This is a genomic window from Butyrivibrio sp. FCS014, from assembly GCF_000526935.1.
Taxonomy (GTDB): Bacteria; Bacillota; Clostridia; order Lachnospirales; family Lachnospiraceae; genus Butyrivibrio.
On the sequence record NZ_JAHA01000019.1, the window covers coordinates 244305 to 265737 of the forward strand.

The following is a 21433-nucleotide window of genomic DNA, read 5'->3' on the forward strand; positions in this document are numbered from 1 at the left end:
GCCTTACGCCTCCTCGCTCTCATTCTTAACCAGTTTCTTAACGATAGCTGCTACGCCGATGATAGCCATCCATACAATGACCATGATATTCATAACAGGAAGTGAATCAAATCCTTCACCGGAGATTTCTCCTGTGGTGATGGCTGTTATAATGGGAATGATGTTGAGAACAATGGCTATAACGATAATCGCCGTATAGCGCTTGCGGTTGTTGTTAAGTCCCCAGTATGCATCATTCCAGATGCAGTAGATGCAAAGTACCAGGCATCCAATAAGGATTATCCCAAGATGAACCAGGTATGTGGCAATGGGAAGTGTTACCTCCGATACGGAAAGAACTATCATCACTGCCTCCAAAGCCATAACCGTATAGAATGAATACTTGTAACCCCTGTTCCTGATCGCTTCCTGTCTCTCGTCGTAATCTGACATAACCTTTCTGTTTGAGTTTGCAAACTTGAAAAGTATGACGCAGAGAACTGCTGCAAACATAAGTCCAAATACAAATCCGAATCCTGCTAAATTTCCAACTGTCATTTCATTTCCCTCCTGGCCCTCGGCCATATTATTTAATGTGACGTCTGATAGGCGTCCGGTCTGAATGTGATATTGGTGTTACTCTCAGCTGATATGAAAATTGTAATCTATACTTTTGGTTATGTCAAGTATATTTTACATTTTTCATATTAAAAATTTTTGGGCCGATTTCATCCCCATTCTCCGCCTCAAATCATTATCAATATTACGTATTTTGCTTATTTATTATTTCGAATTACTTTATTGTTTCTTTAGAAATCGTCTACATTTTGTCCATATTTAGGACTTAAGATAAATACATATCAGAAGTGAAACACTTCTGACTCCCCCAACAAAACTTTTTTCATACCGGGTCGATTGGCTCCCCACTGATCGACCCCTCCTCCCAACTAAAATGGCACCGGCGAGTGATCGCAGGTGCCTTTCTTTTGTCTTTATTATGATCGTCTTACATCCGGCAAGGCAGTAATCCTTATGCGGGAATTGCCTCTCCCTCTGCTGCAGGTTCCTCACCGGCAGTTCCCTTGGGCATTTCATCGGGAACCGTCTGTTCGTTCTTCCTGGGGCCTCTTACTCCGAAGCTTCCGATATAGCGAAGCTCCTTTAAGATCCTGCGGATGTTCTTAAGCTCTTTGGACATATCTGAAGCTGCAGCGCATACCACTGTGGGAACACCGCTTCCGTTAAGCTCCACTCTGTATCCGGCATCCTTAAGTGCCTTAAAAGCCTTGAGCTTGTCTGTTGTACTTATCTGTTCAAGTTCTTTATCATTCTTAGCCATAGATATAGTGCCTTTCTTTTTTCTACACACAATATAGCATATTTATTTTCATTTTTCAAACACTTGTTCCGCACGCGAAAAATTTTTTTAAAAAAATATTCAAAATAGTGTTAAGTTTTTACCTTATGTACCGATATAGTTATTGAGAACAAAATTCTCACTCCCCCAACAAAACTTTTTTCATACCTGGGCAGTTTAACTCCCCATTAAGCTGCCCTCCTCCCAAAAAATCTTGTGAAACAAAAATAGAAGGCGATTCCCCGTCGCCTTCTTTTTTGTTGCACAAGACCGGCAAGCGAATGGATGCTTGCATACAAATTCATTTGCCGGTCGTAAGGACATGGAGCACGAAGTGCGGAATGTCTGTGTGCAGAATCGAGCCTGCTCGATTGCATATTCTTAATCATCCTGCATTTATTTCTTGCAGGTATATCCCTTTACAAAGAAATCCTTGTCATCCTGCTTTACCAGTGACAGCCCGTCATCGGAAACATAGTAGCTGCAGCCGCTGGCTGTATAGTTGTTGTGGATGTTTCCGGTAAGATTCTGCCACTCATCATAGTTGGCATCGCTGATGGTATCCTCAGCTGCTTCAAACACCAGTCTTCCCTCGGTTTCAGGCTTCACCAGGATAAGGAAGGTATCGCCCTTTTCAAGATCGATGGCCTTATTCAGCGGGAATGTGTGATATCCACCGCTCACTGCGGAAACCTTCTGCGCCAGTACAGGCTGATCCTCTGTGGTAAAGGTAAAGCTTCCGTTCTCTTCCTTCGGATTTACGTAAACTTCAATATCATACTGCTGATACATATCAATAGCCATGAGCCCCACTGCCTCAAGTGTTTCGCTGCCCTGGGCCTCATACATAACTGCGTAGGGATTTGCAGAAGAACTGTAGGCTGAAACGGTGTTAAAAGAGTCATCAAGAGTGCTTATGGTCCTGTTGATAAATCCCGCTGCCTGATAGTTGTTGTCGTACCAGTTGTCATCCCCGGGAGCAGCTACATCGTAAGCTGCAGCATTACTGATTGCTGTTGTCTCATCGTAGTAAGAAAGATAGAAGAATCCGCCTTCTCCTACGCTATCGCCCCAGCTGTTGCGGCAGATCCAGGCACCGTCTCCTTCAGGCTTGTCCCTGAAATTGGAGGCGCTGTATTCATCATCCCATCCCACTATAAGAACTTCATGATTGGCTGTCTCCACCTTGCCGCCGTTAAATGAAGAATAGAGCTTGCCGCTGTGATCCTTCCAGTATCTGCTGTCTGCATTTACACCGACCGTTGCGGCACCGTGCTCCATCAGCATCTGCTTGACCATGAGATTGTGTTCCATGTCAGCTCTCACTTCATAAACGCCCTGTACATGGTAGTCGGCAGCAAATCCGTCTGAGGGAGGATTACCATTATCGGAAAAGAGAAACTGGCTTCCGTAAAGTGCATTAAATGCATCATCTCCGGCCTCAGCCATGGGTCCCTTCCAGGCGGTGAGGATACTGATGCAGCAGTCCGTAACACCACCGTTGGCCACATAATTGGTGTCATAATCAAATACCCAGGCCTTGGGAATGTTGTCCGCATTCACAAATTCCCTGTAATCATCATCAATATATCCGCCCACGGAACCGTCTGCCTTATGCATATTGTAATAGGCCAGATGCTTCTCCGACAGATCGATATCCCTGTATCCCAGGTTATCATGATGTTTCAGAAGGTCACTCTCGATAGCTCCCATGCTGGCAAAGGTCCAGCACAGATAGGAATATCCCTGGTCCTCAACAACTGTCACATATCTTTTGCCCTCATAGTCTCTGGAGTCATATCTGGAAGGAAGCTCCGCCTTGTCAAAAGAAGCAGCATCCACCGGAACCACATTCTTAAAATCTTCATTGTTGTAGAACGCGGCAACATCTCCGTCCGCCATGATAACAGCCTCGGGAATGGTTATCTTCTCTACCGCCGAAACCTTATCCGTAACGGGAGCTTTTTCAGGTTCTTTATCTGCGCTCTCCTCAGGCTGATCAGCCGAAGACGCATCAGCTGCTCCGGCATTTTCCTCAGCATTCTCTGCAGCACCTAAAACCTGTTCCTCTTCAGAAGATGCGCCATTATTATCTTCCCCGGCGGAGTTATTTGCTGTTTTCCCGCAGGAACACAGCATTGTCATTGTCAGTACACCGATTAATGAGATTGATACAATTTTTTTCTTCATACGTCACCCTATCACTGTAGTATTAAAAGAACCGAAGATTGACTGTGATATATCTTTTGCAAAGGCCTCATAGTCGATGTAGTGGATACCGCTCTTCCATCCGTCAATAACACGAAGTATGGGGATCATCCTGTTTCCAACTTTCCAGATGCTGTATCCTGCAACAACCACGGTGTGGTCTTTGTAATAACCTCTTGCAATATTCATTATAATGGGCCTTCCGGCCGATATCTCTTTTACCACGTGCTTCTCAAAGCTCCAGACATAGATCCCGCGGCATCTCGCCTTGATTCCGTACTGCTTGAAGGCCTCACGGGTTATCCCGGCGATGAAAAAAGGTATCGTCCCCCGCTTGTCCGTGTATCCATAATCTGTAGCGATCTCCTCTACCTTTTTGTAGATCTGCCCTATATCCTCGGGAATCCCGGGAAGTTTAAGCGTCTGCCTGTAGTAATCGATGACACGGGTAACCGCCACCACCGAACAGTTCCTGGTAATGCGCCCGCTTATCTGCTCCATGGACTTGTGGTTCATAAGACAGGACCGGCCTCTTCTGACCATGACTCCCTTTTCGCCATACTGCTCCAGCAGATATTTCGATATATTCGTAATGCCCCCGTAAGGCTTTTTCATTGTCTCCCCTTTATACCTGTTCCCGTAAAGAGCCGACTCTTTTCAGAAAACAGGTCACTTGCACGTATTGGATTTCCCTATTAATCCATTATATCGTTTTATGCGTTTTTGTACCATCGGAACGCACACAAAGCAAGACCATTTTTGCTTTTAGTGCTAATATGTATCTATGAATAGCAAAAACACCGGTATAACAAAGCAGAATACAGCCAAAAATCAAGGGTCTTCCCTTTCTGTCAGGGAAGCAGCGCAGACGCTGGGGATCTCCGAAGCCACTGTTCGCAACTGGGTTAAGCTCGGACGACTTACTCCCTCTTCAAACAGTCCTCTTTCGTTTAATGCCCCGGAAATTGAGGCGCTCCACCAAAGCCTTGATAACGGCCAGCGCCTTAGCAGCCGCAGAAACAAAAGCCGCGCTGTTGGCAATTATGTACCGCTTTCCTATATAGACTCCGCATCCCCGAATCATAAAGTCATATGCGCACTTATCGAGGCGCTTTCCGAAAAATCCGTATCCGACACTACGGTTCTTTTTTACTATGCAAAAGAGCTTTTGGCTTCCCGTGGCGTTCCGCCTTCATTAACAGACCGGCTTCTCGAGGGCCTTAACCTTCCCGAAAAAGACTTAAGCCGCCTTAACGTGGACTTTCTTAAGGACTACCCTATTATCTATATAGATGCAGAAGATACCCTGGGAATGCTGTACATATCCCTAAGATCACTTCGTGAAAAGAAATCCACGGGCTCCTACTACACGCCCTATTACGTGGCGGACTGTCTTATCGGTTCACTTACAGATCTTGACCAAAAATGCGTCTGTGATCCCGGCTGCGGCACAGGAAACTTTCTTATAAGACTTCCCAGAACGGTATCCCTAAAGAACATACAGGGCTGCGACATCGATTCCCTGGCAGTTGCCATAACCCGCATCAATCTGGCCCTTAGATTCGTTCTGCGCTTTCCTGAGGATCTGGACATCATCACGGAGAACATCACCGTAAGAAACTTCCTTACGGATTTAAGCGACCTCCCCTCCCCGGACATATATATAGGAAATCCGCCCTGGGGCTACAGTTTTGACGAGAACGAGAAGATCACCCTTCGCCGTAATTTCGAAACCTGCAAGGACAGCGGAAATCCCGAATCCTTTGTCCTTTTCATGGAAAGAGCACTGAAAACCCTGAACCATTCCGGAGAGTTTGCCTTCGTTATTCCCGAGAGCCTTCTGGAATCAGGCCTTCACAAAGGCATCAGAGAGATGCTGCTGCAAAAAGCCAGGATCACTTCTCTCTCATATCTTGGAGATGTTTTTGACAAGGTTCAGTGTCCCGGAATCATTCTTTCTGCAAAAACAGGTGATGCCACGGCTCTTTCCGACTATCCGGTATCCGTTGCCATGTTCGAAAAAAGCGGCTATGAGTTAAATGAGTCAAAAAGCTTTACTGCATCCCACAACAGGCTCAGCCCCGCAAGCTTTCACCTTCTGTCCGATGACGATGAGTATGAGCTTCTTAAGAGAATATCTTCGGTTCCTCACTTTACCCTTAAGGGCAACGCGGACTTTGCCCTTGGAATAGTTACCGGCAACAACAAAGAGCTCCTTAGCCAGACTCCCGGGGAAGGCCTTGAGCCTGTTATCAAGGGAAAAGATATATCGCCCTTCCGGATAGAAACTCCTGAAAACTATCTGGCATACACCCCTGTGAATTTTCAGCAATGCGCTCCTACTGAGCTCTACCGGGCAAAAGAAAAACTCTTTTACCGGTTCATAGCATCCCGCCCCATAGTGGCCAGGGACTGCACGGGCCTATTATCCCTTAACAGCGCCAACATCATCATCCCCCACGTATCGGGCTACAGCGCAGCTTATATCATGGCTATTCTCAATTCCGATGTGATCGGCTTTTACTATAACATGACCTTTAAGAGCCTTAAGGTTTTAAGGTCCTCTCTTGAGGCACTTCCCATCCCTCTGTGCGCTCCCTCTCTCATGCATGAGATAGAAGCCCTTGTTTTCGCCATTGAAGAGGGTAACGACTGTGAAAATGCCGAAAAAATGCTTGCTTGTAAGGTTCGTGAATGCTATGGTATTACTAATGATTTGAAATGGAGGTTTTAACTGATGTCTTTCGATTATATCCAGAAACTGCCTACTCCCGATGAGATCAGGTTTGAATATCCCCTTAAGAAGGAACTGACTCTTCTTAAGAAGGAAAGGGATGCCATGATAGCCGATGTCTTTACAGGCAAAAGCGACAAGTTTCTGGTGGTTGTAGGTCCCTGCTCGGCAGATAATGAGGATGCAGTCTGTGACTATGTTTCAAGACTGGGCAAGCTCAACGACAGAGTCAAGGACAGGTTGATCCTTATTCCCAGAATATATACCAACAAGCCCCGTACCACCGGTGAAGGCTACAAGGGCATCACTTCCCAGCCCGATCCCGAGGGCAAGACAGATTTCAGAGCCGGCCTTATAGCCATGCGCCACATGCAGCTTCGTGCCATCGAGGAATCCGGTCTTACAGCAGCTGACGAGATGCTCTACCCTGAGAACTGGGGCTATGTTGCCGACATCCTCTCCTACGTTGCCATCGGAGCCCGTTCCGTTGAGGATCAGGAGCACCGCATGACTGCCAGCGGCTTCGATGTTCCCGCCGGCATGAAGAACCCCACCAGCGGCACCTTCAGCGTAATGCTCAACTCTGTGTACGCGGCTCAGCAGAAGCACAACTTCGTTTACAGAGGCTACGAAGTTAAGACCAACGGCAATCCTCTTGCCCACTGCGTTCTTCGCGGCTCCAGCAACAAGCACGGCCAGTCCATTCCCAACTATCATTACGAGGACCTTCGTCTTCTTCTTGATCTGTACAACGAGAGGAATATTGTGAATCCTGCGGCTATCATTGATGCCAACCACAACAACTCCAACAAGCAGTTCAAGGAACAGATAAGGATAGTCAAGGAAGTGCTCCACTCAAGAAGCCTTAATCCCGATATCAAGAGCCTGGTTAAGGGTGTTATGATCGAGAGCTACATCGAGGAGGGCTGCCAGAAGATCGGTGAGGGCGTATACGGTAAATCCATCACAGATCCCTGCCTTGGCTGGGAGGATACCGAGAACCTAATCCTTGAAATGGCTGAACTGGCATAAATCGTACCTAAAAAGCAAAAGCTCCGGCATCGAAAAAGTGATGCCGGAGCTTATTTTAATTCCTTATTCTTGCCCACTCAAAGGGGTCTTTGGTTCTCTTCTTCCTGTTGATATATCTTGAGATGGTATTGCTGTCCGAATATCCCATAAGTTCCTGAACGGAAGCCATGTCCGCTCCGCTCTCCACAAGATGCACCGCAAAGGAGTGCCTTAAGGTAAAGGGCGTGATGTCTGACTTTATCCCTGCTCTCTCAACACAGGTCTTCACCAGCTTCCACAGTCCCTGCCGGCTCATGGGTTCCCCGCTGCAATTAAGGAATAAAACGTCGCTGTCGGGGCCTCCCATAAGAAGACGGTTCCTGCCCTCCGTAAGATAAAGGTTCAGGGCTTCCTTGGCTTTTTTACCATAGGGAATGAGCCTTTCCTTTGAGTTGCTTCCCGTAAGCCTTATACAGCCAAGGCTAAGGTCAACATTCGAGAGCTTAAGCCCTATCATCTCCGAGGTCTTAAGGCCTGTTGCATACATAAGCTCCATTATGGCCCTGTCTCTCATACCCTTGGCATCATCCCCGAAATTCTGGGACAAAAGATCCTCTATCTCCACAGTGGAAAGAACTCTCGGGGGAGTCTTTTCAATCTTAGGGCTTGAAAGAAGCTCCGCCGGATTCTCTGTGATATTGCCGTTTTCCAGCATATACCGGAAAAAAGCCTTCATGGAAGTGTTATGTCTTGAGATGGAGGACGGCGCAAAATGCTCATCCTGAAGGCTTGCGGAATAGTCGGCAAGGGCATCAAGAGTCACATCCGTCGCATCAAGGATCCCCCTCCTCTCCATGTAGGACGACATCCTTTCAAGGTCCCGTTTGTAAGAAACAAGGGTATTTTCCGAGGTATGCTTTACATTCTTAAGATATTGCGTAAACTCCAGAATCTGTTGTTCCATCATAATTTGTTAGTCCCCAAAAGCCACAGCGGCCAGGTCATCACAATAGCGTAGGCATATCTGAAATCCACCACCGGAGCGGCAATAAGAAGCGTTGCCACCAGAAGCAGCATAAGAGTCTGCAAAAGCACAGGCTTCCTGTGGCGGATGGCATATATAAAGGATGCTGTAAGGGCCCAGGTATAAATGGCCGCAGTAAACAGCATACCGTAGATCGGCATGAAGTTCTGAAGCTTTATGAGTATCTCTTTTACCTTGATAAACTTGCCGCCTATGATGGGGCTCCAGGTAAGGCCATGGCGGTTTCGCATGATACCGTCAGCCTCAGCAACCATGTAGTTTACGTTGGTGTAAATGTAGCCGCCGGTAAGGTCATACCAGGCATCAATATAGTCCCCGGGATACTTAAGCCCCAGCCTTAGCCAAAGCCCAAAGTACTCTGCCTTGTTGTTCTCGATAGCATGGGGATTACCGGCTCTTACAAGTTCCTTGATATTATCTGCAAACCAGGGTGCATAGAGTTCACGGATGTAGGTCCTGTCTATCACCTTATCGATAAGCTCCATATCCTCTGCATCTATCTGCCTTTCGTTTACCAGAACCCTTGCCACCTGCTGCAGCGGTACTGACAGGGATTCCGTAAAGTCAGCTCCCTTTATGTTAAAGGCTCCAAACACAGGGATCTTGATGATAAATACCACCAGAATGCACACAATTACAGAAATCAGAGCATGGGTAAATTTCCCCTTCATCATCCCAAGAAGGAAGAACAGGGCAAATACAAGAAATGCGTAAAGTGCGTTGGACCTCATCAGGCAAAAGAGGATCCCAAGCACAGTAAAGGCTGCGAAATCAAGAATACTGCTGTCCTTCCCCTTCCTTAAAAGCTCCGCAATAACAACGCACAAAAGCATCGATACCCCCGCAAAGGGAACATCCTTCCAGATAGTTACAGCATACACACCGTTAAAGGGCATAAAGGCGTAGAAGAAAATAAAAGTCGCAACTATCCTGTAGCTCTTTCTGTTCATAAGTCGCAGGGTCTCTTTTACCACCGCGCCGCAGCACAGGCTCATAAATATCATCTGAAAAGCGGTATATACCGAGATTGCAATCGTCTTGTCATGAAACTTTGTAAGGTGCAGTCCTATCCGGTAAAAGAATCCCATCAAAAGAGTGTGGACCACCGGATGGTGGTTACTCATAGGCGTAAAGTACGTGATCTGGTCGAACTGATCCAGAGAATCCGCCGTCATAACTCCGGGAAATTCATACAGAAAATAGGGAAGATAAAAAAGAAGGCAGAAAGCTGCCGTAATTACAAAGGCTCTTTTCCCGAATTTCTCATCGTAGGGCTTACTGGCTCTTACCAATCCGGAAAAAGAGTTCTCGGGGGTGGCAAGTATGCAGCCTTCACCGGTCTTTCTTTTGCCGAACTGCCCCTCCATAATGAACTTGGTAATGAGTCTTACCAAAAGCCAGTAACCCACAAGGATGATCATCAAATACAGAAGCCTGAAATAACCATTCCGAAACCCCTGGCCGTTAATGATCGCTCCCCGCAAAAGAAATGTGATAACCGTGCTGACAACAACAGGGATCGTCTCCCTGAAAAAGCCCTTTATCTCTCCGAGGGCCGGGATACTTAGCCCCATCATATAAAGGCATGCAAAAAGAACTACCGTAAGAGGACTTCTTACGGCAATTCCAAAGGTCAGCATTAGTGCCCAGCACCCAAACAGTGCGGACAGAAAAACAGAAATTCTAAAACGCGCCCCATTCATAAACTGATCATACACTCTCTTCATCCATTATTTCGGAAAGCTTCTCAAATACAGGCAGAGAATCAAAGGTTGCAAAATAGTCCCTTGGGGTCTCCGCTCTTCTTATGAGTTCTACGCTTCCGTCCCTCTTAAGAAGGAGCTCTGCACTCTTTAACTTTCCGTTATAATTATAGCCCATTGCATAGCCGTGGGCTCCCGTATCGTGAATAAACAGGTAGTCTCCCATATCTATCCTGGGCAGGCTCCTCTCAATAGCGAATTTATCGTTGTTCTCGCAAAGTGAACCTGTCACATCGTAAACTTCCGTAAGAGGAGCATTCTCTTTTCCCAGAACCGTTATGTGGTGGTAGGAGCCGTACATGGCAGGCCTCATAAGGTCTACCGCGCAGGCATCAACACCGATGTACTCCTTATAGATATGCTTCTCGTGGATGGCTTTTGTAACAAGTCCGCCGTAGGGAGCCATCATAAAGCGTCCCATCTCTGTGAAAATCGAAACATCACCCATTCCCGCAGGAACAAGGATCTTATCAAACTGCTCGTGAACGCCTTTGCCGATAACGGCAATATCGTTGCCGGGCTGATCCGGAAGGTAGGGAACTCCAACGCCGCCGGAAAGATTGATGAATGCGATCTTAGCCCCGGTCTTGTTTTGAAGCTCCACAGCCAGCTCAAAGAGCTGCCCTGCAAGCATGGGATAATACTCGTTGGTAACGGTGTTGCTGGCAAGGAAGGCATGGATTCCAAAGCGCTTTGCGCCTTTCTCCTTAAGGATCTTAAAGGCCTCAAAAAGCTGGTCCTTGGTCATTCCGTACTTGGAATCCCCGGGGTTATCCATGATACCGTTGCTCATCTCAAACACTCCGCCAGGATTATATCTGCAGGAGATGGTCTCCGGGATCTTCCCAATAGTCTTCTCAAGAAACTCAATATGAGTGAAATCGTCCAGATTGATGATGGCGCCCAGCTTGTCTGCATAGGCAAACTCCTCAGCCGGGGTGTCATTGGAAGAAAACATGATATCTTCACCGGATGCGTCAACTGCCTTGGACAGCATCAGCTCCGTTTTGGATGAACAGTCAAATCCACAGCCCTGTTCTTTGAGGATCTCCATAAGCCTTGGATTAGGTGTGGCTTTTACTGCAAAGTACTCTCTGAATCCCTCATTCCAGGAAAACGCCTCGTAAACAGCCTTGGCGTTCTCTATAATGCCCTTCTCGTCGTAGATGTGAAAGGGTGTGGGATAAGTCTTTACTATCTCATCCACCTGCTCTTTGGTAACAAAAGGTTTCTTCATAATTCTCCTCCTGATGCTCTGACTTAAAACTTATCTCAAACTTTAACACGTCAAAGCATCAGTATGCAATAGTAAATTTATCCTGTCAGATATTTTCAATCTGCCAGTCTATGGGCGAAAGCCCGTTCTTTGTAAGGAAATCGTTGCACTGACTAAAGTGCCTGCATCCAAAGAATCCGCGATACGCAGAAAGCGGGCTTGGATGAGGTGCTGTAAGAACCAGGTGCTTGGGGTTTGTAAGCATGGGCTTTTTCATCTGTGCAGGTCTTCCCCAGAGCATATAAACCACCGGCTCCTCTTTCTCGTTAACCGCCCTGATTATGGCATCGGTAAACTGCTCCCAGCCCTTGCCCTGATGTGAATTGGCCTGATGAGCTCTCACAGTGAGAACAGTGTTGAGAAGAAGCACACCCTGGTCCGCCCATTTTTTTAGATACCCGTTATTGGGAATGTAGCAGCCAAGGTCCGTATTGAGCTCCTTATAAATATTCTGAAGTGAAGGCGGCGTATCGGCCTTCCCAGGGAGCACGGAAAAAGACAGCCCGTGGGCCTGTCCCGGCTCATGATATGGGTCCTGTCCCAGGATCAGAACCTTTACCTTATTAAGTGGTGTAAAGTTCATGGCATTGAAAATATCCCCTGAAGGCGGGTATATCACCTGGGTATTGTATTCATTTACAACAAATTTGTAGAGGTCTTTGTAGTAGGGCTTCTTAAACTCTGCTCCCACAGCCTCCAGCCAGTCTCCGGTTATCATCCCCATCTTACCGGCACTCCTTTCTCCTTGAGGTACTTCTTGACCTCGTTGATCTCCAGCTCCTTATAATGGAAAAGAGACGCCGCCAGAGCCGCATCTGCTCCTCCTGCCGTCAGAGCTTCGTAGAAATGCTCTAAAGTTCCGGCTCCGCCTGATGCTATCACAGGCACAGGAACAGCGTCCGCAACAGCTCTTGTGAGCTCAATATCATAACCTGCCTTGGTGCCGTCACAGTCCATACTGGTGACCAGGATCTCTCCTGCGCCTAAAGAGACAGCTTTTTTCACCCATTCTATGGCATCCATCCCAACATCGATCCTGCCGCCGTGTTTGTAGATGTTCCAGCCACTGCCGTCTTCTCTTCTCTTGGCATCAATGGCAAGGACCACGCACTGGCTTCCGAACTTGTCTGCCGCCTCAGCGATAAGCTCAGGCCTGTCTATAGCTGCAGAGTTTACGGACACCTTGTCGGCGCCCTCTCTAAGGATTGCCCTCACATCATCAACGGTGCGGATTCCCCCGCCAACCGTGAAGGGGATGAAGACTTTTTTGGCCACTTCTCTTACCATGTCGGCAACGGTAGCCCTTCGCTCATTGGAGGCAGTGATGTCAAGAAAAACCAGTTCATCAGCCCCTGCCCTGGAATAGGCGGCTCCAACCTCCACGGGATCTCCCGCATCACGAAGATCCACGAAATTTATACCCTTTACAACCCTGCCGTTATTTACATCGAGGCAGGGAATGATTCTCTTAGTAAGCATCTTTTCTCCCCCTGTGTCAGATTTTAAGGAAATTATCAAGTATCTGCATGCCAACCTCCGAGCTCTTCTCCGGGTGGAACTGGCAGGCAAATACATTTCCCTTCTCCACGGAAGCTTCAACGGTCACATTATAATCCGTTGTGGCTGTCACGATACTCTTGTCCTCGGAATCCAGATAATAGGAATGGACAAAATAGACATAGGCTCCCGCGTCAATTCCCTTAAAAAGCCTGCCCTTATTGGGAAATTTGAGGCTGTTCCAGCCTATCTGCGGGATCTTGTAGGAATTACCCTGCGCATCGGTATCCGGGATCCTTCTTATTGCCCCACGCAAAATGCCCAGGCCTACAGCTCCGTCTGATTCGTCACTACGATCAAACAAAAGCTGCTGACCCAGGCATATTCCAATGAAAGGTACTTCCTTGGAAGTAACCTCTTTTATTACTGATTCAAGTCCGTACTCTCTTATACGGCTCATGGCATCCCCAAAGGCACCCACCCCGGGAAGTACCACTCTGTCCGCTTTATAGATATCAGAAGGCTCTCTGGTGACGAGAGTCTGAGCTCCCAAATACTCAAAAGCCTTCTCTACGCTCTTAATGTTACCGGCATCGTAGTCAATGATCGCAACCATCTGGCATCTTCTCCCTTCAACAAATCCGATGCCTTATGACTGCAGAGTCCCCACGATCTCCATAAGCCTGATAGTATAGTCTCTGTCCTTCTTAATGGCGTTGATCTCCTGAACATCCGCCTCGGACAGACCGTACTTCTCCAAAAGCACCGCTTCTATACTATCGTACACGCTTACAACCTGATTTTCAACATTATACAATGCTGCCTGTGCAAGAAGATCTTCCTTGTTCTTCATTGCCATCATAAGCATATCAAGAGCTTCCTCAGGCATATTCATGGTCATATAGTTGTCATAGCCGTCAATGTACCTCTGGGCCCAGGCCAGAACCCTTGACTGCTCATACATTGAAGATTCGGGCTCAATCAGCTCTTTTCCATAGAGCATCTTGTAAGCGGTTGTGAACTCCTTGTGGGTATAAGCAGAAGCTGCTCTCTGAGAAGCAATCCTGTCGGGTAAAAAGATAGCGGGGATACATACCAGTATTCCAAGGCTGGCTGCAAATATGCCTGCCACTGCGATCTTCTTGGGCGAAATAGCTTTCTCGGGAACTCCGGGTTCCTTCGGAGGTTTGGGTTTCTTCTCCTTCTTGGGTTTCGGAGGCTTTTTCTCCTTCGGCGGCTTTTCCTTCTTGGGCTTCTTCTCTTTCTTGGGCTTTTCCTTCTTTTCTTTCTTTTTCTTGCCCTTGGGAGCTGCGCCATCTTCACCAAGCTCGTTAAGAACCTGCTGATTCTCATCCGTAAGACTTGCAAGACCCTCAGTGTTTTCGGGTTCTTCATCTTCCTGGGTGAGAGCTTTTATAAGTCGTTTAAAGAAGCCTTCCTTCTTTTCCTTTTTGCCTTTCTTTTTCTTGCCCTTTCCGTCTTCTTCCTCTTCATCTGAATCACCGGAAGATCTCTCACCTCTTTCGGGGATCGAAGCAAGTTCATCCAGGGACGGCTCGCCTGCCTCTTCGGCAAGATCTCCGAATCCATCCTCCGTAAGTGCACTTAGTATATCTTCCTTGGGAATATCATCGGAAGGGGGAACGTCCTCTCCCTTCTGTTCCGCCATATTGGCTGCATTCTCAAGGTCTTCTATGTCATCACTGGCAAGGCTGTTCATAAAAGCATCCAGCTCTTCCATGGAGACATCCTGTCCATCTTCTGTAACAGCACCTGCGGAAGGAGCATCCGGCTCTGACAAAGCTGCAATTTCGCCTTCTGTAGAGCTGCCCTTGGGAACATCATCCTCAAGAAGCATATCGAGGCCTGCCTCAAGACTTCCAAGATCAAATTCATCTCCTAAGGGATCATCAGGGGAAGGTGCTGCACCTGCACTTTCTCCTGCAGGTTCCTCTGCCGGTGCCTCCGGTTCTGCTGCTGGCTCTTCCGGCGCCGGTTCATCTGTAAGAGAATCCATTGAGGCCCCATCCAGGGTAAATCCGGCAAGAGACAGTTCATCAACAGAAGCATCTTCCTGCGCACTTTCAGAAGAATCTGCCTTATCTCCCTCTGTGTCTCCAAGTTCCATATCCATGGCCGCTTCCATGTCTTCCAGGGAAAAATCTTCCTCTGATTCTGAACCGGAACCAGAGCCGGCTTCAGGTCCGGATTCAGCTGTAGCTTCATCAAAAACAGAAATATCTCCCATTGCAGCTTCTATCTCTTCCAGAGATACGTCCTTTTCATCCTTGGGAGCTTCACTTGCAGGTTCAGGCTCGTCTTCTCTGATATTATCAAGAGCTTCGCTTAAACTGTCCCCTGACGCCTCGCCTGAGGCATCTGTAAGACTGTTTCCGGGCATATCATCCAGAAGGTCCGTTAAGATCTCTTCCGGAGTCTCATCGGCATCAGATTTTGTCTCTGTGTCAATGGGTATATCTGCGTCTTCCGGGAGTGACATCTCCGGAGCCATTTCCAAAAGGGCATCATCGCCCTCTTCCATATCGATTATCGGTGCCGCCTGTACAGCTTCCGCTGCAGGTGAACTATCTTCTCCCCCCGCCCCCTCAGGAAAAGATGAACTGTCATGTTTTCCTGCCTGTATCTCAGCATCCATAAGTTCAGCGTCTGCTATGGCTTCATCAAGCGCTATCTCCTCAGGATCTCTGATATCATCAATGGAAGGATCGGAACCTACCGTGAACAGCGGAACAGAAGGATCCGTAGGTTTCTCGATTCTATCAAGAAAGTCCTCCATTCCTGCATCAAGAGCTTCTCCCCTGTCAAGTTTCCCAAATATACTTCCTATTTCATCAAGGTCACTGTTGCCGTTAGAATTATCTACAAGCGCACTAATATCCCCTGCGCCGCCGCTTGGCGAATCAGAGGTGGATTTTCTGGCAGCCATTCTGCTTAGTGCAGATTGGGGATTGCTGTTATTTGATTGCTGAGCGGAATTCAGAAGACTGTCGAGATATTCTTCATCGTTCGACTTCATGGTCTTACTCTCCTGCCATTTAATGTCTTGTATAAAAAATTACTCCCTTCATTGAGACAGTCACTGAAAACGCGTTTCATAACTGAGCCAACAAAGGGAGGTCATAATCAGTTAGTATCAGCCTGCATCCGATGATGCATTAACGAGTTCGTCTATAACAGATACAAGGTTACCAATCTCGGGCTTTGATAACTGTCTGTCGGCTCCAAGGGATTCTCCCTTTCTCCTCATCTCTTCATTAACCAGGGATGAGAAGATGATAAGAGGAATATCCTTGGTGGCGTCATCGCTCTTAACAAGTTTGGTGAGCCTGTGTCCATCCATGATAGGCATCTCGATATCTGTGATGATGCACTTTATCTTATCAAGCTCGCCTCTTTCCTTGCATGCCTTGATGTAATCATATGCAAGCTTACCGTTTTCAAAGTGTCTAACATTATTATAGCCCGCTTTATTGAGGGAATCTACAATAAGCTTGTTAAGCAGCTGTGAATCCTCTGCAAGAACGATCGGCACTTCGTTTCTCGGACGTTGACCTATGTCGCTCAAAGCATCCATATTAAGTCCGGTATTAGGATTGATATCTGATACGATCTTCTCAAAATCGAGAATGATGATCAGCTGATTCTCAAATTTGATGATACCTGTTGAGATACTCTCTTCTGCTTTGGAAATCGTAGCATTGGGTTTGATAATGTCAGCCCAGGATACTCTGTGGATGCCAACAACAGAATCAACATGGAAAGCAATATCCAGTTTGTTGAAGTTGGTGATGATAAAAAGTCCTCCGGCCTTTGAAGCGCCGCGCTGCAGGCAGTTTCTAAGGTCTATAGCCGTGATCATTGTATCACGGGGCATAAATATACCTTCTATACTTGGGTGAGCATTAGGAACCGGAGTTACCTCCTGATACACTATGATTTCTTTGATCTTAGCTACATTAATACCATAGCAATGGTCATCAATCTTAAACTCAAGGACTTCAAGTTCGTTGTTACCACTTTCAAGCAGGATTTTTGATTCCATTTAGTCACCTCTCGTAAAAGAAATTTTGTGATTTTAATTAAAAGAAATATCATAAAACCGATTGAAAATCTATTAAATATCCTTTTTTAGTATAGCATAGTTTTCTGAAAATAAATATAAAAAAACTAAAAAGACGGGCAGTTGTCCGTCTTTTTAGATTTCATTAATAAGTTTTTTATATTTACAATATTTCGTTTTTTATTTAAGATCGTACTCGAGTCTTACGGTTATTGATGCTGTTTTATTTCTTGACCCGGTGTCAAAAGCTCCGTCATAGGAATAGCTACCGGTACCTGAATTTGTGGCTGTTATCTGAAATACGCCAAGGCTTGAATTTCTAAGCTTTCCGATTCTTGCTCCTGAGTTTGCAGCCATAATATCTATTCTCTCTTTGGAATTGGCTGTTGCCTGTTCAATAAGTGAAAGCTTAAGATCATCAAGGCCTGAATAATAATACTCAGGGCTCTGGGACTCAAATTCAACGCCGCTCTCCAGCAGGCTTGAAATATCCCTGGAGATCTTCTCAACCTTATCTATATCAGCAGATGTGACATCCACCGACTGTTCAAGGCTGTAACCATCCTGCTCTCTTCCTATGTAGTTGCCGTTTTCGTCATATACATCCCTATAGTTTTTCCAGATACTTACGGAATTAAATACTATCTCGCTTTCTTCGATTCCGTTATCCAGAAGATACTTTCTTACAACAGCAGCATCATTTTTAATCTTGTCGTAAGCCTCTTTTGAAGTATAGGCTGAAGATGAAAATGAACCTCTCCATATAATAAGATCTGACTCAAAATCAACGCTGGCACTGCCTGTTGCGGAGATTGTATGAACGCTCTCGGATCTGAATCGTGAAAGGCCAATGGCAAGAACCGAGCAGCTTGCCACAATGCTAAGGCCTATTATAAGAGCGCTTATCCAACTTATCCCCTTTCTGTTTTCATTAATGTTTTCCATTCCTTTTCCCTCCTGGTAATACTTTTTTCCTCTTAAATTAAGTATACAGCAAAAAAGAGATCCATGCATTCACATGAATCTCTTGAAGTGTTGTACCTTCAAAACCGAACACTGAAATCTCGAAAAACCATTGTCTCTACCTGCTAACAAGGAAGTTCTGCTCTCGCGCTATGCGCTCGCCAGAACAACACTCGAACTAGATTCGGTAATACCTCATCAAGTTCTCCTAGTTTGGATAAGCCCTCGACCTATTAGTACACATCAGCTGAACACGTTACCGTGCTTACACCTTGTGCCTATCTAACCTCGTACTCTCCAAGGGGTCTTACTCCATAAAGGAGGGATATCTCATCTTGAGGGGGGCTTCACGCTTAGATGCCTTCAGCGTTTATCCCTTCCGGACGTGGCTACCCAGCCTTATGCACCTGGCGGTGCAGCTGATACACCAGCGGTCCGTCCATCCCGGTCCTCTCGTACTAAGGACAGCTCCTCTCAGATATCCTACGCCCGCGCCGGATAGGGACCGAACTGTCTCACGACGTTCTGAACCCAGCTCGCGTACCGCTTTAATGGGCGAACAGCCCAACCCTTGGGACCTGCTACAGCCCCAGGATGCGATGAGCCGACATCGAGGTGCCAAACCACTCCGTCGATGTGAACTCTTGGGAGTGATAAGCCTGTTATCCCCAGGGTAGCTTTTATCCGTTGAGCGATGGCAATCCCACTTTCATACCACCGGATCACTAAGTCCTACTTTCGTATCTGTTCCACCCGTCGGTGTCACAGTCAGGCTCCCTTATGCCTTTGCACTCTGCGAATGGTTTCCGTCCATTCTGAAGGAACCTTTGAGCGCCTCCGATACCCTTTCGGAGGCGACCGCCCCAGTCAAACTCCCCGGCAGACATTGTCCCCGGACCCGATTCAGGATCCTTGGTTAGAAAACCAGCATCATAAGGGTGGTATCCCAACAGCGACTCCACTGCAACTGACGTCACAGCTTCTTAGTCTCCCACCTATCCTGTACATACAATACCGGCTCCCAGTATCAACCTGGAGTAAAGCTCCATGGGGTCTTTCCGTCCTGGCGCGGGTAACCAGCATCTTCACTGGTACTTCAATTTCACCGGGTGCATTGCCGAGACAGTGCTCAAATCATTACGCCTTTCGTGCGGGTCGGAACTTACCCGACAAGGAATTTCGCTACCTTAGGACCGTTATAGTTACGGCCGCCGTTTACTGGGGCTTAAATTCAAAGCTTCGCTTGCGCTAACCTCTCCTCTTAACCTTCCAGCACCGGGCAGGCGTCAGCCCATATACTTCACCTTTCGGTTTCGCATAGACCTGTGTTTTTGCTAAACAGTTGCTTGAGCCTCTTCTCTGCGGCCCACGTCTTAGGTGGGCTCCCCTTATCCCGAAGTTACGGGGACATTTTGCCGAGTTCCTTAACAATGCTTCTCCCGTCGGCCTTAGGATTCTCTCCTCATCCACCTGTGTCGGTTTACGGTACGGGTTATACATACGCAATAGTGGCTTTTCTTGGCAGTCATATCTAGTGCTTCGCTACTAATAGTTCGCTCCCCCTTGCGGGACCGGGCTTTCCTTTCCCGGCTCACTCCTTTTGCCTGCGTCCCCACAGTTCTGATATGCATAAGTGCAGGAATATCAACCTGCTGTCCATCGACTACGCCTTACGGCCTCGCCTTAGGTCCCGACTTCCCCAGGGCAGATCAGCTTTACCCTGGAATCCTTGGATATTCGGCCTGGAGGATTCTCACCTCCATCTCGCTACTCATTCCGGCATTCTCTCTTCTAAACGCTCCGCCGCTCCTTTCGGTACGGTTTCTTCGCCCTTTAGAATGCTCCCCTACCGATCAGCATTACCCGTAGATAATACCGATCCCCAGGCTTCGGTGTCGTGTTTCAGCCCCGGTAATTTTCGGCGCAGGACCTCTCGGCTAGTGAGCTATTACGCACTCTTTGAATGTGTGGCTGCTTCTGAGCCAACATCCTAGCTGTCTATGAAATCCCACATCCTTTTCCACTTAACACGTACTTTGGGACCTTAGCCGTGGATCTGGGCTCTTTCCCTTTTGACTGCCCAACTTATCTCGTGCAGTCTGACTCCTGTTCTTATCCTTACTGGCATTCGGAGTTTGATAATCTTTGGTAAGCGGTGAAGCCCCCGCGGATATTCAGTGCTCTACCTCCAAAAGGAATGATACAGGGCTAGCCCTAAAGCTATTTCGGGGAGAACCAGCTATCTCCGAGTTCGATTGGAATTTCTCCCCTATCCACAGCTCATCACCACCCTTTTCAACGGATGTGTGTTCGGACCTCCACAGCCTTTTACGGCCGCTTCATCCTGTCCATGGATAGATCACCCGGTTTCGGGTCTATGTATAAAGACTTGACGCCCTGTTCAGACTTGGTCTCCCTTCGGCTATTCACCTTAAGTGCTTAACCTCGCCTCCATACATAACTCGCCGGACCGTTCTACAAAAAGTACGCGATCACCCTCATATGGGGCTTTCGCAGCTTGCAGGCACAGGGTTTCAGGTTCTCTTTCACTCCCCTCCCGGGGTACTTTTCACCTTTCCCTCACGGTACTGTTTCGCTATCGGTCACTAAGTAGTATTTAGCCTTACGGGGTGGTCCCCGCTCTTTCAGACAAGGTTTCACGTGTCTCGTCCTACTCTGGATACTGCCTCGCTTCGTCATCTTTCGTATACGGGGGTTTCACCCTCTCTGCCGCTGCCTTTCCTTGCAGCTTCTACTAGACGACTCCATCGATCCTGCAGTCCGAACCCCAAGGAGCAAGCTCCCTGGTTTGGGCTCTTCCGCGTTCGCTCGCCGCTACTTACGGAATCACTTTTGTTTTCTCTTCCTCCGGCTACTTAGATGTTTCAGTTCACCGGGTTCCCTTCCTTAACCTATGGATTCAGTTAAGGATGACGGAGGTCTTCTCCGCCGGGTTGCCCCATTCAGATATCTGCGGCTCATAGCTTATTTGCAGCTCCCCGCAGCTTTTCGCAGCTTATCACGTCTTTCATCGGCTCTTAGTGCCAAGGCATCCGCCCTGCGCCCTATATAGCTTAACCATTACTAAGCAATATAGAAACTGTCCATTATCTTTCGATAACTTTCTGTTCTCGTGTTTCATCTCTGTATAGCGTTACATAAATGAAACGTGTTTTCTTTGATCTTTCGATCATTGTTAATTCTGGATCTTCGATGTCGATTCTTAATCGTAGTTAATCTTGGATTATCTTCTGATTAAAAAATCTTTCATTTCAGTATTCGGTTTTCAAGGTACAATCTAATCCTGACTGCTTGTGCAGTCATCAACAGGCAGGATCTCTTCTGCCCTATGATCACTACATAAGTGTTGTCTTTTTTGTGGATCCGGCAGCCACCTATCCTCCCATACCGTTGCCAGTATAGTACTTTCGGCCGCTTTGGTCTTAACCGTCGTGTTCGGGATGGGAACGGGTGTTACCCCAAAGCGCATCGCCACCGGAAATTTCTTGATGTCCCTCG

Annotated in this window: 15 protein-coding genes and 2 rRNA genes; 2 read left to right on the top strand and 15 right to left on the bottom strand. The window is 47.3% G+C overall.

Annotated elements, in window-relative coordinates; all coding sequences use genetic code 11:
• Window positions 1-3: 3 nt before the first annotated feature.
• The 4 genes from T456_RS0114160 to T456_RS20310 form a co-directional block, all read right to left on the bottom strand.
• Window positions 4-537: a hypothetical protein gene (locus T456_RS0114160; RefSeq protein WP_024866676.1), complete on the bottom strand. Its 534-nt coding sequence runs from the start codon at window positions 535-537 to the stop codon at window positions 4-6.
• Between the two features lie 472 nt (window positions 538-1009).
• Window positions 1010-1318: a hypothetical protein gene (locus tag T456_RS0114165; protein WP_024866677.1), complete on the bottom strand. Its 309-nt coding sequence runs from the start codon at window positions 1316-1318 to the stop codon at window positions 1010-1012.
• A 414-nt stretch (window positions 1319-1732) separates the two neighbouring features.
• On the bottom strand, window positions 1733-3526 hold the full coding sequence (locus T456_RS0114170) for a C1 family peptidase (RefSeq protein ID WP_024866678.1): 1794 nt from the start codon (window positions 3524-3526) through the stop codon (window positions 1733-1735).
• Window positions 3527-3529: 3 nt separating this feature from the next.
• The gene (locus T456_RS20310; RefSeq protein ID WP_024866679.1) at window positions 3530-4159 is read right to left on the bottom strand and encodes a C39 family peptidase; all 630 of its coding nucleotides are present in this window, start codon (window positions 4157-4159) and stop codon (window positions 3530-3532) included.
• A 169-nt stretch (window positions 4160-4328) separates the two neighbouring features.
• On the opposite strand from T456_RS20310, the gene T456_RS0114180 reads away from it, so the two are divergent.
• Together T456_RS0114180 and T456_RS0114185 are read left to right on the top strand one after the other, a co-directional pair.
• Complete coding sequence (locus tag T456_RS0114180; RefSeq protein WP_024866680.1) at window positions 4329-6278, top strand: TaqI-like C-terminal specificity domain-containing protein; 1950 nt, start codon at window positions 4329-4331, stop codon at window positions 6276-6278.
• Window positions 6279-6281: 3 nt separating this feature from the next.
• Window positions 6282-7310: a 3-deoxy-7-phosphoheptulonate synthase gene (locus tag T456_RS0114185; protein WP_024866681.1), complete on the top strand. Its 1029-nt coding sequence runs from the start codon at window positions 6282-6284 to the stop codon at window positions 7308-7310.
• Between the two features lie 55 nt (window positions 7311-7365).
• On the opposite strand, the gene T456_RS0114190 is transcribed toward T456_RS0114185, so the two are convergent.
• The 11 genes from T456_RS0114190 to rrf form a co-directional block, all read right to left on the bottom strand.
• Entirely contained in the window at window positions 7366-8256 is an 891-nt protein-coding gene (locus tag T456_RS0114190) for a tyrosine-type recombinase/integrase (protein WP_051465039.1), read from the bottom strand.
• The gene (locus T456_RS0114195) at window positions 8253-9974 is read right to left on the bottom strand and encodes a DUF6020 family protein (protein WP_024866683.1); all 1722 of its coding nucleotides are present in this window, start codon (window positions 9972-9974) and stop codon (window positions 8253-8255) included. The genes T456_RS0114190 and T456_RS0114195 overlap by 4 nt, the downstream gene beginning before the upstream one ends.
• A 70-nt stretch (window positions 9975-10044) precedes the next feature.
• Window positions 10045-11337 (bottom strand): diaminopimelate decarboxylase, encoded by a 1293-nt coding sequence (locus T456_RS0114200; RefSeq protein ID WP_024866684.1) that lies wholly within the window; start codon window positions 11335-11337, stop codon window positions 10045-10047.
• A gap of 82 nt (window positions 11338-11419) precedes the next feature.
• On the bottom strand, window positions 11420-12097 hold the full coding sequence (gene ung, locus T456_RS0114205; protein ID WP_024866685.1) for a uracil-DNA glycosylase: 678 nt from the start codon (window positions 12095-12097) through the stop codon (window positions 11420-11422).
• Window positions 12088-12852 (bottom strand): imidazole glycerol phosphate synthase subunit HisF, encoded by a 765-nt coding sequence (hisF, locus tag T456_RS0114210; protein WP_024866686.1) that lies wholly within the window; start codon window positions 12850-12852, stop codon window positions 12088-12090. The genes ung and hisF overlap by 10 nt, the downstream gene beginning before the upstream one ends.
• 16 nt (window positions 12853-12868) lie before the next feature.
• Window positions 12869-13486 carry an imidazole glycerol phosphate synthase subunit HisH gene (hisH, locus tag T456_RS0114215; protein WP_024866687.1) on the bottom strand — a complete coding sequence of 206 codons (618 nt, stop codon included), beginning with the start codon at window positions 13484-13486 and terminating at the stop codon, window positions 12869-12871.
• Between the two features lie 33 nt (window positions 13487-13519).
• Window positions 13520-15907, bottom strand: a complete 2388-nt coding sequence (locus tag T456_RS22855) for a hypothetical protein (RefSeq protein ID WP_024866688.1) — start codon at window positions 15905-15907, stop codon at window positions 13520-13522.
• A gap of 117 nt (window positions 15908-16024) precedes the next feature.
• On the bottom strand, window positions 16025-16933 hold the full coding sequence (locus T456_RS0114225) for a chemotaxis protein (protein WP_024866689.1): 909 nt from the start codon (window positions 16931-16933) through the stop codon (window positions 16025-16027).
• Between the two features lie 198 nt (window positions 16934-17131).
• Window positions 17132-17896 carry an SIMPL domain-containing protein gene (locus T456_RS0114230; protein ID WP_024866690.1) on the bottom strand — a complete coding sequence of 255 codons (765 nt, stop codon included), beginning with the start codon at window positions 17894-17896 and terminating at the stop codon, window positions 17132-17134.
• A gap of 231 nt (window positions 17897-18127) precedes the next feature.
• Window positions 18128-20994: ribosomal RNA gene (locus T456_RS0114235) — 23S ribosomal RNA — on the bottom strand.
• 302 nt (window positions 20995-21296) lie between these two features.
• Window positions 21297-21414: ribosomal RNA gene (gene rrf / locus T456_RS0114240) — 5S ribosomal RNA — on the bottom strand.
• Window positions 21415-21433: the final 19 nt, after the last annotated feature.

Bases quoted from the DNA above. Each gene is read 5' to 3' on its own strand.
- T456_RS0114160 (WP_024866676.1), bottom strand. From the start codon at position 537: ATGACAGTTGGAAATTTAGCAGGATTCGGATTTGTATTTGGACTTATG.
- T456_RS0114165 (WP_024866677.1), bottom strand. From the start codon at position 1,318: ATGGCTAAGAATGATAAAGAACTTGAACAGATAAGTACAACAGACAAG.
- T456_RS0114170 (WP_024866678.1), bottom strand. From the start codon at position 3,526: ATGAAGAAAAAAATTGTATCAATCTCATTAATCGGTGTACTGACAATG.
- T456_RS20310 (WP_024866679.1), bottom strand. From the start codon at position 4,159: ATGAAAAAGCCTTACGGGGGCATTACGAATATATCGAAATATCTGCTG.
- T456_RS0114180 (WP_024866680.1), top strand. From the start codon at position 4,329: ATGAATAGCAAAAACACCGGTATAACAAAGCAGAATACAGCCAAAAAT.
- T456_RS0114185 (WP_024866681.1), top strand. From the start codon at position 6,282: ATGTCTTTCGATTATATCCAGAAACTGCCTACTCCCGATGAGATCAGG.
- T456_RS0114190 (WP_051465039.1), bottom strand. From the start codon at position 8,256: ATGATGGAACAACAGATTCTGGAGTTTACGCAATATCTTAAGAATGTA.
- T456_RS0114195 (WP_024866683.1), bottom strand. From the start codon at position 9,974: ATGCTGACCTTTGGAATTGCCGTAAGAAGTCCTCTTACGGTAGTTCTT.
- ung (WP_024866685.1), bottom strand. From the start codon at position 12,097: ATGGGGATGATAACCGGAGACTGGCTGGAGGCTGTGGGAGCAGAGTTT.
- hisF (WP_024866686.1), bottom strand. From the start codon at position 12,852: ATGCTTACTAAGAGAATCATTCCCTGCCTCGATGTAAATAACGGCAGG.
- hisH (WP_024866687.1), bottom strand. From the start codon at position 13,486: ATGGTTGCGATCATTGACTACGATGCCGGTAACATTAAGAGCGTAGAG.
- T456_RS22855 (WP_024866688.1), bottom strand. From the start codon at position 15,907: ATGAAGTCGAACGATGAAGAATATCTCGACAGTCTTCTGAATTCCGCT.
- T456_RS0114225 (WP_024866689.1), bottom strand. From the start codon at position 16,933: ATGGAATCAAAAATCCTGCTTGAAAGTGGTAACAACGAACTTGAAGTC.
- T456_RS0114230 (WP_024866690.1), bottom strand. From the start codon at position 17,896: ATGGAAAACATTAATGAAAACAGAAAGGGGATAAGTTGGATAAGCGCT.